The sequence below is a fragment of the Pigmentiphaga sp. GD03639 genome (assembly GCF_029845405.1).
Lineage (GTDB): Bacteria > Pseudomonadota > Gammaproteobacteria > Burkholderiales > Burkholderiaceae_B > Pigmentiphaga > Pigmentiphaga daeguensis.
The window spans coordinates 140,580-152,906 of sequence record NZ_JAOCLR010000007.1; the positions used below are offsets into that span (position 1 = coordinate 140,580).

The 12,327-nt window shown below is 67.8% G+C and carries 13 protein-coding genes and 1 pseudogene; 2 read left to right on the forward strand and 12 right to left on the reverse strand.

The genetic code is table 11. The features are described from left to right. Positions 1-80: 80 nt before the first annotated feature. Together N5K27_RS10010 and N5K27_RS10015 are read right to left on the reverse strand one after the other, a co-directional pair. Entirely contained in the window at positions 81-1,271 is a 1,191-nt protein-coding gene (locus N5K27_RS10010) for an acetylornithine transaminase (protein ID WP_087839950.1), read from the reverse strand. Positions 1,272-1,339: 68 nt separating this feature from the next. Continuing rightward, positions 1,340-2,386 (reverse strand): CDP-6-deoxy-delta-3,4-glucoseen reductase, encoded by a 1,047-nt coding sequence (locus tag N5K27_RS10015; protein WP_087839951.1) that lies wholly within the window; start codon positions 2,384-2,386, stop codon positions 1,340-1,342. 32 nt (positions 2,387-2,418) lie between these two features. Between N5K27_RS10015 and N5K27_RS10020 the strand changes: the two genes are divergently transcribed. Then, positions 2,419-3,459, forward strand: a complete 1,041-nt coding sequence (locus N5K27_RS10020; RefSeq protein ID WP_087839952.1) for an NAD(P)-dependent oxidoreductase — start codon at positions 2,419-2,421, stop codon at positions 3,457-3,459. Here the strand turns inward: N5K27_RS10020 and N5K27_RS10025 are convergent. Together N5K27_RS10025 and N5K27_RS10030 are read right to left on the reverse strand one after the other, a co-directional pair. After that, positions 3,456-4,115 (reverse strand): LysR substrate-binding domain-containing protein, encoded by a 660-nt coding sequence (locus tag N5K27_RS10025; RefSeq protein ID WP_279816273.1) that lies wholly within the window; start codon positions 4,113-4,115, stop codon positions 3,456-3,458. The genes N5K27_RS10020 and N5K27_RS10025 overlap by 4 nt on opposite strands. Before the next feature lie 48 nt (positions 4,116-4,163). After that, positions 4,164-4,271: pseudogene (locus N5K27_RS10030) on the reverse strand (LysR family transcriptional regulator); the annotation flags it as partial. On the opposite strand from N5K27_RS10030, the gene N5K27_RS10035 reads away from it, so the two are divergent. Next, positions 4,243-4,704, forward strand: coding sequence for a hypothetical protein (locus tag N5K27_RS10035; protein ID WP_256369617.1), 462 nt, complete (start codon positions 4,243-4,245; stop codon positions 4,702-4,704). The pseudogene N5K27_RS10030 and the gene N5K27_RS10035 overlap by 29 nt on opposite strands. Positions 4,705-4,771: 67 nt before the next feature. On the opposite strand, the gene N5K27_RS10040 is transcribed toward N5K27_RS10035, so the two are convergent. The 8 genes from N5K27_RS10040 to N5K27_RS10075 all read right to left on the reverse strand — a co-directional run bounded on the left by N5K27_RS10040 (position 4,772) and on the right by N5K27_RS10075 (position 12,289). After that, positions 4,772-5,386 (reverse strand): LysE family translocator, encoded by a 615-nt coding sequence (locus N5K27_RS10040; protein ID WP_087839955.1) that lies wholly within the window; start codon positions 5,384-5,386, stop codon positions 4,772-4,774. A gap of 16 nt (positions 5,387-5,402) precedes the next feature. After that, positions 5,403-5,768 carry an aspartate 1-decarboxylase gene (gene panD, locus N5K27_RS10045; RefSeq protein ID WP_087783350.1) on the reverse strand — a complete coding sequence of 122 codons (366 nt, stop codon included), beginning with the start codon at positions 5,766-5,768 and terminating at the stop codon, positions 5,403-5,405. Between the two features lie 148 nt (positions 5,769-5,916). Continuing rightward, positions 5,917-6,849, reverse strand: a complete 933-nt coding sequence (gene thpD / locus N5K27_RS10050) for an ectoine hydroxylase (RefSeq protein ID WP_087839956.1) — start codon at positions 6,847-6,849, stop codon at positions 5,917-5,919. A 67-nt stretch (positions 6,850-6,916) separates the two neighbouring features. Continuing rightward, positions 6,917-7,315, reverse strand: a complete 399-nt coding sequence (locus N5K27_RS10055; protein WP_087839957.1) for an ectoine synthase — start codon at positions 7,313-7,315, stop codon at positions 6,917-6,919. After that, on the reverse strand, positions 7,312-8,631 hold the full coding sequence (gene ectB, locus N5K27_RS10060; protein WP_087839958.1) for a diaminobutyrate--2-oxoglutarate transaminase: 1,320 nt from the start codon (positions 8,629-8,631) through the stop codon (positions 7,312-7,314). The genes N5K27_RS10055 and ectB overlap by 4 nt, the downstream gene beginning before the upstream one ends. Positions 8,632-8,724: 93 nt before the next feature. Beyond that, positions 8,725-9,258, reverse strand: a complete 534-nt coding sequence (gene ectA / locus N5K27_RS10065) for a diaminobutyrate acetyltransferase (RefSeq protein ID WP_132979214.1) — start codon at positions 9,256-9,258, stop codon at positions 8,725-8,727. Positions 9,259-9,325: 67 nt separating this feature from the next. Then, on the reverse strand, positions 9,326-9,853 hold the full coding sequence (locus N5K27_RS10070; RefSeq protein WP_087839960.1) for a MarR family transcriptional regulator: 528 nt from the start codon (positions 9,851-9,853) through the stop codon (positions 9,326-9,328). Positions 9,854-10,057: 204 nt separating this feature from the next. Continuing rightward, on the reverse strand, positions 10,058-12,289 hold the full coding sequence (locus N5K27_RS10075) for an acyl-CoA dehydrogenase (protein ID WP_279816136.1): 2,232 nt from the start codon (positions 12,287-12,289) through the stop codon (positions 10,058-10,060). Positions 12,290-12,327 lie beyond the last annotated feature (38 nt).

The following is a 12,327-nucleotide window of genomic DNA, read 5'->3' on the forward strand; positions in this document are numbered from 1 at the left end:
CCCGCCGCCGGCGGCGCATGCAAAAAGCCCCTCGTCCGTGGGACGAGGGGCTTCGGGTCCGGCCGGTGCCGGGCGCCGGCCTACTTGCGCATCGACGCGATGATGCCGTCGAGCTGCTCGAGCATCTGGTCGATCTCGTCCGTGGATACGTTCAGCGCGGGCATGAAACGCAGCAGGTTGCCGCGCGGCGCATTTAGCAGCAGGCCATTGGGCTCGAGCGTGCGTGCGCGCTCGACGATGGCCGGGCCGTCCTCGCGGTCCATGACCAGCGCCCGCAGCAGGCCGTTGCCGCGTTCGCCGGGCATGCCCCACTTGGCGGCCAGCTTCACCAGGCCTTGCGACAGGTACTGGCCGCGCTCGCGCACGCCTTCCATGAAGCCGGGCGCGGCCAGCGCGTCGAACACCGCCACGCCGATGGCCGTCATGAGCGGGTTGCCGTTGTAGGTGCCCCCCTGGTCGCCGTGCTTGAACACGCAGACCTCCTCGCGCGCCAGCATCGCCGCCAGCGGTGCGCCCCCGCCTATGCCCTTGCCCAGCGTCATGATGTCGGGGCGCACCCCGGCCTGCTCGTAGGCGAACATCGTGCCCGTACGGCCCATGCCGGTCTGCACTTCGTCCACGATCAGCAGCAGCTTGCGCGCGTCGGCCAGCTTGCGCAGGCTTTGCATGAATTCGGTCGTCGCGGGAATGACGCCCCCCTCGCCCTGCACCGGCTCCAGCATGATGGCCACGGTCTGGTCGTCGATCAGCGCCTCGACCGATGCCAGGTCGTTCAGCTCAGCCTTGGGGAAACCGTCGACCTGGGGCGCGAAGATCGTGCTCCAGCCCGGCTTGCCCGAGGCCGACATGGTCGCCAGCGTGCGGCCATGGAAGCTGTGGTTGAAGGTGATGATCTTGAAGGCGCCCTGCTTGTGGACCTGCCCCCACTTGCGCGCGAGCTTGATCGCGCCCTCGTTAGCCTCGGCGCCGCTGTTGGCGAAGAACACGCGGTCGAAGCACGAAGCCTGGGTCAGGCGCGTGGCCAGTTCGATCGACGGCAGGTTGTAGAAGGCCGGCGACGGGTTCAGCAGCTGGCGCGACTGGGTCTCCACGGCCTTGACGATTTCCGGCGGGCAATGCCCCAGGCAATTGACCGCCCAGCCCTGGATGAAGTCGAGATAGCGCTTGCCTGCATGGTCTTCCAGCCACGACCCCTGCCCTCGGACGAACACGAGGTCCGGGCGCTGCGTGATCTCCATGAGGGCGTTGACGTTGAACTGGCCGAATTCCATGACTCAAACTCCTTGCGTGCCCGAGGGCGAAAAATGGAAAACCCGCCGACGCGGCGGGTCGATAAACATTACACCGTGTTGCGGGCGATGTCTGCCTCGGACGTGAAAGAGTCCGCATAAAACTCGTCATCGGGCAGTCCGCACTGTTGTACAAAGTCCCTATGCGCCGATTCGACCATGACGGGCGCGCCGCAGGCGTACACCTGATGGCCGGAAAGATCCGGCAGGTCGTCCATCACCGCCTGGTGCACGAAGCCCGTGCGGCCGGTCCAGGCATCCTCGGGCAGCGCGTCCGACACCACCGGCACGTACCGGAAATCCGGGCGGGCCGCGGCCCACTCCCGGGCCACCTCGTCCATGTACAGGTCGCGCGGGCGGCGGCCGCCCCAATACAGATGGACCGGACGGCGGATGTCCTTGTGGATCATGTGCTCGACCATGGCCTTGATCGGCGCGAAGCCGGTGCCGCTGGCCAGCATGACGATGGGCTTGTGGCTGTCCTCGCGCAGGAAGAACGAACCGAACGGGCCCTCGAAGCGCAGGATGTCGCGTTCCTTCAGCTGGGTCGCGCCCGCGCCGAACACGTGGTCGGTGAAGGCGCCGCCGGGCAGGTGGCGGATGTGCAGCACCAGCCCGCCTTCCTCGTGGGGTGCGTTCGCCATGGAATACGAACGGCGCCGGCCGTCCTTCATGATGATCTCGACGTATTGCCCGGCGTTGAAGCGCAGTTGCTCGGTGGCCGGCAATTGCAGGCGCACGATCCGCACGTCCGGCGCCGCCTCGGCCAGCCCCTGGACGCGGCAAGGCATCTTGCGGATGGGGATGTCGGCGATGCCCATGACTTCGCGCGCCTCGATGGTGAGATCGGTCAGCGGGCGCGCCACGCAGAACAGGGTCAGGCCCAGCTCGGCCTCTTCGGGCGTCAGCGTCTGGGCCTGGTGGGGTCCGAGCTCGATCTCGCCCGCGACCAGCTTGCCCTTGCACGACGAACATGCCCCATTCTTGCAGCTATAGGGCAACATTACGCCTGCCTGCAGCGCCGCATCGAGCACGGTCTGGCCATGTTCGACCGTGAACCGATGACCGCTGGGCAGAACGGTGACCTGATGACTCATCACCTGGATCCTATGAAAACGGTGGAAATACGATGAACATCCCGCAGCCTGCGCATGCCGCGCGCCTGGGTCGCCCGCGCCTGCTGATCGTCGGCTGCGGCGACACGGGCATGCACGTCCTGGAGCGGCTGGCGGGCCGCAGAAGGGTCTTCGCGCTGACGTCCAGCCCGCAGCGGCTGCCCGAGCTGCGCGCCGCGGGCGCCATCCCGCTGCTGGGCAACCTGGACTGCCCGCGGCAACTGGCCCGCCTGCGCGGTCTGGCAGCCGACGTCCTGATGCTGGCCCCCCCGCCCGGACAGGGCGAAGGCGATCCTCGCTCCCGCAGGCTGGCGGCCGTCCTGCGGCGGCCGGCCCCGAAAGCGCGCGTCCGGCCGGCTGCGATGGGCCCCGGCCCACGGCAAATCCGGCATCCCCCCATTGTAGCCAAACCACGCCGCGGCGCCCTGGCCGCCGGGGCGCTCACGGTGGTCTACGCCAGCACCACCGGCGTCTATGGCGACGCCCGGGGCCGCCGGCTGCCAGAAACCGCGCCCGTGCACCCCGCGTCCCCCCGCAGCCGGCGCCGGGTGGACGCCGAGGCCGCCTGGCGCACGCCCGGCCCGGCCCGGGCTCGCCGGGCGCGCCTGGGCCTGGCTCCCTGGCGCGCCGTCGTGCTGCGCATTCCCGGCATCTACGGGCGCGACCGCCTGCCGCTGGAGCGGCTGCGCGCCGGCCTGCCGCGCCTGGCCCCCGGCGAGGACGTCTACACCAACCATATCGAAATCGGCGACCTGGCCCGAACCCTGGAGGCCGCCCTGTATCGCGGACGGCCGCAGCGCATCGTCCATGCCGCGGACGGCCAGGACCTGAAGATGGGCGACTACTTCGATGCCGTCGCCGACGCCGCCGGCCTGCCTCGCCCGCCCAGCCTGCCGGCGGCCGGCGTCCGCGCCGCGGTCAGCCCGGCGATGTGGTCCTTCATGCAGGAGTCACGGCGGCTGGACAACCGCCGCCTGGTGACCGAGCTGCGCGTGCGCCTGCGTCATCCCACCGTCCGGCATGCACTGGACGCGTGGTATCGGCCCGCCGGCTAGGCCCGGATGCGGGCCTCGTGCGCCTGCCCCTCGGCCTGCAGCCAGGCGCGCAACGTCGCGATGGCCGGATCGGCCGACCGCTGTTTGTCGTGCACGAAGAAATAGTCGTCGGCCGGCGCCAGCACCTCGGGAAACAGCGCCACCAGCCGTCCGGCCTCCAGTTCCTCCTGCATCAGGTAGCGGGGACCCATCACGACACCCAGTCCGTCGAGCGCGGCTTCGACCGCCAGATAGGTATGGTCGAAGCCCAGGCTTGCCCGCGGCTGCAGATGCGGCACGCCGGCCACCGCCAGCCAGCGCTGCCAGTCGTCGGGCCGCATGTCGGCCGTCAGCCAGGTTTCCCGCTCCAGCGAGTCGATCGAGGCGGGCCGGCGCCTGACCGGTCCGGCCCGCAGCGGCGTCACCGCCTCTTTCATGAAAGGTGTCTCGACCAGGTGCGGCTCGCCGCTGCGGCCGCGCCGGATCGCCGCATCGACCCCGCCCGGCAGCGCGTGCGCGCGATCGCGCCGGTTGTTCAGCTGGATCTGGATGTCGGGATACTGGCGCAGGAACCCGGTCAGCCTGGGCACGAGCCAATGCAGGGTCATGGTGGGCGGCGCGCTGACCACCAGCTTGCGGCCGGCCTCGGGACGGGCGCGCTCCACCGCGCCCGCCATGCGGTCGAACGCGTCTCGCAGTTCGCCCGCCAGCACCCGCCCTGCCACGGTGGGCTCGAGCCGGCGTCCGCGCCGGTCGAACAGCGCCGCGCCCAGCCAGCGCTCGAGATTCAGCACCTGCTTGCTGATGGCGCCGTGCGATACGCACAGTTCCTCGGCGGCGCGCGACTATTCGATGCAGTACGTCGTGGCCGTGGCGCTGCTCAAGGGGCGCCTCGACCACCATGATTATGACGACGCCACCGCTGCCGACCCCCGCATCGACCGCCTGCGCGCGCTGACCCGCCTGGCCGAGGATCCGGCCTATACCCGGGAGCACCACGATCCGGCCATTCGAAGTTGCGCCAATGCCGTGCGGGTGACACTGGACGACGGTACGGCGTCGCCCTGGATCGAGACGCGGTTTCCCGCAGGCGACCCGTCGCGTCGCGATCAGGCCCTCCCGCTGCTGGCTGACAAATTCCACACGCTTTCAGCCCGCCGATGGCCCGACGGACGCGGCCGCGACCTATGGATACGGCTGAACGACGCCGCCAGCGCTGCGAACTGGCCTGCCGACGAGTTCCTGTCATCGCTCACACGCCTCTGACTGCCAGGCTTCATGCCAGCGAGGCATCCCGCAGCCATGGCCGGGAGCATGCGTGGCCGCGGGATGCCTATTCCCACACGATGCGTACCGCCAGGAACAGGAAAATCAGGCCCGCCAGCCGGTCCAGCCATACGCCGACCTGCGGCCGGCGCCTGAGCAACTGCCCCAGCAGGCCGGCGAACCAGGCGATCAGGCAGAACACGACCGCCGCCTGGACCATGAAGATCACTCCCAGCCACAGCATCTGCCAGTCGGGATGCCCGACCCAGGGATTGACGAACTGGGGCAGGAAGACCAGGAAGAACAGCGTGACCTTGGGATTCAGCATGTTGGCCAGCACGCTCTGGCCGAAGATGCGCGCCAAGCCGAGCGGCGGCGGGCCGCCCGTGGGCGAGAAGCCGCCTCGGCTGCGCAGTACCTGCACCGCCAGCCACATCAGGTAGGCGGCGCCAGCCAGGCGGATCGCGTCGAACGCCATGGGCGACGCCCGGAGCAGCGCCGCCACGCCCAGTACGGCCAAGGTGGTGTGGAACAGGCAGCCCGAGGCGAAGCCCAGCGCGGCCGCGATGCCGGCGGCGCGGCCCTGGCTGAGGGAGCGGGCAAGTACCTGGAGGTTGTCCGGGCCGGGCGCGATGGTCACGCCCACCGACAGGGAAAGAAAGAGCAGCAGATCGGCCTGCATCGGCGCACCGGCAGGCTCAGGACTTCCGGATCACTTCTTTGATGCGGTTGTTCTCGTCGACCAGGACCACGATGGGCTTGTGCTCGGCAGCTTCCTCGTCCGTCATCGGGCCGTAGGTGCAGATGATCATCAGGTCGCCCACGTGGGCGCGCCGGGCGGCCGCGCCGTTCAGCGAGATCTCCCCGCTGCCGCGCTTGCCCTTGATGATGTAGGTGGAGAAGCGCTCGCCGTTGTTGATGTTGTAGAGCTCGATGCGCTCGTACTCTTTCATGCCGGCGGCATCGAGGAAATCCTCATCGATTCCGCACGAGCCTTCATAGTTCAGATCGGCCTGAGTCACCGCGACACGGTGAATCTTGGCGCGAAGCATGATGCGTTGCATAACTCGGGTGTCCTAGGAAGCGGCCGCAAACGGCCAGGTGCGTTTATACCCGATCCCGGCCGGACCGCACCAATGGCGGCCTGGCGCCGCCTCCAGCGGCAAAGGGCGCCCGCAGGCGCCCTTTGCCGGCCGGACCGACGGCGCGCCGTCAGACCGATCGCAGGTAGCCGGGCTCCACCGCCTGGATGGGCGCGAAGCTTTCGCGCGTGGCGATGAACTCCGGCCGCGGATTCAGGCCGTACCTGGGGGGGTTCAGGGTATTTTCCACGCTGTTATACACCATGAACACGTTCGATCGCGGATAGGGCGAGATGTTGCTGTTCGAGCCGTGCATGATGTTGCAGTCGAAGAACACGACCGAACCGGCGGGCGCCGACAACACGTCGATGCCGCCCTGGTCGACCAGCAATTGCAGGCTGACGGGGTCGGGCACGCCGTACTCCTGCTTCTTCAGCGACTGCTTGTAGTGGTCCTGCGGCGTCTCGCCCACGCACGAGACGAATTGGCGGTGCGAACCGGGCACCACCATCAGCGGCCCGTTGCTGGCGTCGTTGTCGGTCAGCAGCACCGAGCAGCTCAGCGCCCGCATGGCCGGCATGCCATCCTCGACGTGCCAGGTCTCGAAGTCCGAGTGCCAGTAGAACTCCTTGCCCTTGAAACCCGGTTTCATGTTGGCGCGCGACTGGTGGATGTAGACATCGGAACCCAGGATCTGCCTGGCGATGCCGACCAATCGCATGTCCTGCGACATCCGGCCGAGCAGCTTGCTCAGCTTGTGCACCATGAACACCGACCGGACGACGTCGGTGCCCTTCTCGGTAATGGCTTCTTCACGGCGGCGGATGGCGGGGTCGCGCACCAGCCGCTCGACCTCGCGCTTGAGCGCCTGGGTCTCTTGCGCGGAGAAGAAATTCTTCAGCAGGATATAGCCGTTGCGCTCGTAGCCGCCCAGTTGCTCGGCGTCCAGGCCGGTACCCGGCTCCACCTTGGCGCTGCCGTACACCACGGGGTCGCGCCGCTGCACGATGCCGGCGGCGCGGTCGGCGCGCGAGGAATAGATATCGCGTGCGGGAGTAATCATGGTTGTCCTCCTATTCTCATGGGCGCCGCCCCGCCCGCCGGCGGGCGCGGCCCCTTGCCGAGGGCCGTCAGGCGACCTTCGCTTCGTCCAGGGGATAGACGCCTTCGGCGTCGTGCACTTCCTGGCCGGTCAGCGGCGGATTGAAGACGCAGATGACCCGCAGCGGCTCCTTGCCGCCGCGCAAGTAGTGCTCGTCGTTGTCGTTGAGCGCATAGACCACGCCCGGGCCGAGCTTGTAGACCTTGCCGTCGGCGACGGTCTCGATCTCGCCGTCGCCTTCGATGCACCAGACGGCCTCGACGTGGTTCTTGTACCAGATGTGGGTCTCGGTGCCGGGATGGATGATGGTCTCGTGGAACGAGAACCCCATGCCGTCCTTCTTCAGCAGCACGCGGCGGCTGGTCCAGGTCGGCGTGGATACTTCGTTCTCGGTGCCTATGATGTCCTTGATGTCGCGTACGATCATCGTCCCTTTCCTCCAAATTTCAATACACGGGCATTCGATTGCTTCTGGGCCAGCTGCTCGGCGGCCACCACCTCGGCCACCGCGCGGTCCAGCACTTCCAGCGCCTGCCGGAGCTGGCCTTCCTCGATGGTCAGCGCGGGCAGGAGCTTGAGCACTTCGTCGTTGGCGCCGGAGGTCTCGATGACCACCCCGCCCTTGAACGCCTGGGCCGCGATCTTGTTGGCCAGTCCCGGCACGCCGCTGACCAGGCCCTGGATCAGGCCGCGTCCCCGCACCGACAGGTCCGCCTCCGGATGGCTGTGGACCATGTTCTCCAGCCAGTCGCGCACCAGCGTCTCCTTGGCCTGGATCTCGCGGGTGAAGGCGCCGTCGCTCCAGTAATGTTCCAGCGCCTGCCGCGCGGTCACGAAGGCCAGGTTGTTGCCGCGGAAGGTGCCGTTGTGCTCGCCGGGCTTCCAGATGTCCAGTTCGGGCTTGATCAGCACCATGGCCATGGGCAGGCCGAAGCCGCTCAGGGACTTGGACAGCGTGACGATGTCGGGCTGGATGCCGGCCGACTCGAAGCTGAAGAAGGTGCCCGTGCGGCCGCAGCCGACCTGGATGTCGTCGACGATGAGCAGCATGTCGTGGCGGCGGCACAGGCGTTGCAGCTCCTGCAGCCAGCGCAGCGTGGCCACGTTCACGCCGCCTTCGCCCTGCACGGTCTCGACGATCACCGCGGCCGGGGTGTCCATGCCGCTGCTGCGGTCTTCCAGCATGCGCTCGAAGTACGCCATGGTGTCCACGTCCGGACCGAAATAGCCGTCGTACGGGATGAAGGTGGTGTTGCCCAGGCTCACGCCGGCTGCCTCTCGGTACTTGGCGTTGGCCGTGGCCGACAGCGAGCCGGCGCTCACGCCATGGAAGCCGTGCGTGAAGGAAACGATGTTCGGGCGCTGCTTGACGCGGCGGGCCAGCTTGAGCGCGGCCTCCACGGCGTTGGTGCCGGTCGGGCCGGTGAACTGCAGCGTGTACTTCATGCCGCGCGGTTTCAGGATCAGCCGCTCGAACGCTTCCAGGAAATCTTTCTTGGCCGAGGTGGCCATGTCCAGGCCGTGCACCACGCCGTCCGCCTGGACATAGTCCAGCAGGGGCTGCTTCAGCACGGGGTTGTTGTGGCCGTAGTTCAGCGTGCCGGCGCCGGCAAACAGGTCGATGTACTGCCGGCCCTCTTCGTCGAACAGCAGCGAGCCCTTGGCCTTGCTGAAGACGACCGGAAACGAGCGTATGTAGCCGCGGACTTCCGATTCGAGACGGTCGAAGATCTTGAGATCCATGGTTTTTCCCTCCTGTTTTGCTTCTAGAAGCGTGAAAGACGTATAGGCGGACCCGGACGAACCGGGACGGATACGAGGGGCATCCGGCCTTTGCTAGAACGGGCCGATGCGCAGCAGCCGCTCGTCCTCGTGCTCGGCCTGGCCGAACAGTTCGGGCGGAAACATGGGCTGCTCCACGCACTGGGCGCCGCGATCCTGCGCCAGCGCCGCGAACATGCGCCGCGACGGCTGGTTGGATGGGGACACGGTGGTTTCGATGCTGTGTATGGGCTGCGGCAGCGGCCTGGCCAGCAGGTGCTCGAGCATGCGCTGGCCCAGGCGACGGCCGCGTGCCATGGGATGGACCGCAACCTGCCAGACGAACAACACGTTGGATTGCTTGGGCGGAAGGTAGGCAGAAACAAACCCTGCCAATTGCCCTTGCCGGGTGGCCACTACGCAGGTATCGCGAAAGTGCCGGCACAGAAGAAGGTAGGCGTAGGTGGAATTGACATCCAGCGGCGGCGATTCCTGTATGAGTCGCTGGATGTCCGCGGCATCTTCGATTTCAGGTGGCCGGAGATCGAAATTCTCCAGGGCCGGATTGAATACCGCTGGTTGGATGAGCGTGTCGTCGATCGCTTTCAGACTACGACCCTCCTATGTTTCGCACGCCGGCGCCTTGCGGCGACGCACTGGGTTTGATGGCTCCGGGTCACACCGCCAGGCCCGACTCCGGAGACGTATCCGATGCATTGATGTCCAGGATGGGCGAGGTGTCCGAACCCGGGTTCTCCATCAGGCTGACGATGCGCTCGAGCGAGAGCGTGATCGTGGCCTGTTCCAGTTCCGGCAGCGCGCCCAGGGCATCGGCCAGCGTCTTCTGCAGCGGCGACGGTGCCTGGCTGGCCACCTCGCAGCCGGCATCGGTGGCCGATACCAGGACCGTGCGGCGGTCTTCCCTGCTGCGTTCCCGCTTGACCCAGCCCTTCTCCTCCAGCCGGTCGAGGATGCCGACGACCGTGCTCGGGCTGACCGAGATTTCACGGCTGATGGCCGTGGCCGTCAGCGGCCCCGACTCGATCACGGCCAGGAGACAGACCAGCTGCGGCGCGGTGATGTGGCTGCACGCCGCCAACTGCTTGGAGTGCAGCGCGATGTTGCGTGTGATGCGACGCAAGGCTCGCAGGATGCGCAGGTTGTAGTTGACGCCCGTGTCCGCGGCCGAGCCGATGTGGTCCATGTCCAGGAAATCGAAAGTGCTTGGTGAAAAAAAATCACTGCCCACAAATCAATGTAGAGCAATGATTTCAACTCAAATCATTCTAGTCAGAAAGACTCGGGGTGTCAACCCTACAAACCCTGGATTCCGATGTCAACGGCTCCGAAATTACCCTTATCCGCTTCGATTCCGCCGACATCCCGCTGAAACATGAAAAACCGGGGTTCAGCCTTGCGCCACGCGCTTTCCGGCCAGTTCGGCAGGGTCGAAACTATCGACCTCGACGACGTCGGCGATGGCGCGTTCCAGGTCTTCGAACATCAAGGCTTGGGCCGCGTCCACCTTTCCGGCGCGCACGCCGTCGCGCCAGTCGCGGACACCGGCATGGCGCAGCTCGTCCAGCACCGGAGCGGCACGCGCCGCGAGATCGAAGGCCTGTGCCAGCCTGTCCAGCGCCTCGCCCGGACGTGGCCGGGCCAACCCGGGCAACAGGCGATCGCGTGCCGGCGACGGCTCGAGCAGCCGCTCGGCGCAGGCCAGGGTGACGGCATCGGCCGGGCCGCGCCGGCGCACGCCCCGGGGCAGGCAGACGAACCGCAGCACCCCCGCGGCCGCCCGCGCGGGCAGATTGGCCAGCACCGCGTCCAGGCTCGCCTCGATGGCGGCGAGGCCGCTTTCCATGCACCACTGCACCAGCGGCAGGTCGTCGGGTTGCCGGCCTTCGTCGTGCCAGCGCTTGAGGACGGCGGACAGCAGATACAGCTCGGCCAGGATGTCGCCCAGCCGCGCCGACAGCATCTCCTTGCGCTTGAGCGCGCCGCCCAGCGTCGCCAGCGTGACGTCGGCCACCAGCGCGAATGCCGAGGCATAGCGGCCCAGTGCGCGGTAGTAGGGGGCGACCGGACCGGCCGAGCGCGGTGCCGGCGCGAACCGGCCACCGGTCCAGGCGCGGCCGAAGGCACGGAGCGCGTTGGCCGTCGCGTGGCCGGCATGACGCCAGAAGGTACGGTCGAATTCCTCCAGGCCCCTGGCCGGATCGCTGTCGGCCAGCGCCGCCATCTCGCGCATCAGGAACGGATGCGCCCGGATGGCCCCCTGGCCGAAGACGATCAGGCAGCGGGTCAGGATGTTGGCGCCCTCGACCGTGATGCCGATGGGGATGGCGCGGTAGACGTTGGACAGGTAGTTGCGCGGGCCGTCGATCACCGCCTTGCCCGCGTGGATGTCCATCGCGTCGTTCACCGCGATGCGCATGCGTTCGGTGGCGTGGTATTTCATGATGGCCGAGATCACGGCGGGCTTGTGCCCCGCGTCCAGCGCCGCGCAGGTCAGGCGGCGCGCGGCATCCACCTGGTAGGCCAGGGCCGCCATCCGGCCCAGCTTCTCCTGCACGCCCTCGAACTTGCCGATGGGAATGCCGAACTGTTGGCGCACGCGCGCATAGGCACCGCTGGTATGCGCCGAGAATACGCACGAGGCCGCCGCCAGCGATGGCAGGGAAATGCCCCGGCCCGCCGCCAACGCCGTCATCAGCATCTGCCAGCCCTGCCCCACCCGCTCGACGCCGCCGATGACCGCCTCCATGGGGATGAACACGTCCTTGCCCTGGTTCGGGCCATTCTGGAACACCTGCATCGCGGGCAGGTGCCGCCGGCCGATCTCCACCCCTGGCGTATCGGTGGGCACCAGCGCGACGGTGATGCCGATGTCCTCGCGGTCGCCCAGCAGCCGGTCGGGATCGCGCAGCTTGAAGGCGAGCCCGAGCACGGTCGCGACCGGCCCCAGCGTGATGTAGCGCTTGTGCCAGGTCAGCCGCATGCCCAGCACTTCGCGTCCCTGCCACATCCCCTTGCAGACCACGCCGTGGTCCACCATGGCGGCCGCGTCCGATCCCGCCTCGGGGCTGGTCAGCCCGAAGCACGGGATGTCGCGGCCGTCCGCCAGCCGCGGCAGCCAGTGCTCGCGCTGGGCGTCGGTGCCGAAATGCAGCAGCAGCTCGCCCGGCCCGAGCGAGTTGGGCACCATGACCGTGACCGCCGCCGTCAGCGACCGGGTCGAGATCCGCCGCACGACTTCGGAATGCGCGTAGGCCGAGAATCCCAGTCCGCCGTACTTGCGCGGAATGATCATGCCGAAGAACTTGCGTGCCTTCAGGAACGCCCAGATGTCGGGGGGCAGGTCATGCAGTTCCCAGTTGACCCGCCAGTCGTCGACCATGGCGCACAGCTCGGCCACCGGCCCGTCCAGGAAGGCCCGCTCTTCGTCGCTGAGCCTGGCCGGCGGCATGTCCAGCAGGCGGCGCCACTCCGGATTGCCGGTGAACAGGTCGGCGTCCCACCACACGTCCCCGGCCTCGATGGCCTCGCGCTCGGTGTCCGACATGGTCGGCAGCGCCTTCGCGGCCCAGCGGAACAGCGGCTTGGACAGCCATTCGCGGCGCCATGAGGATGCGGCCATCGGGATGTCTCCTTGTCGACTATCTACCTCATATAGTA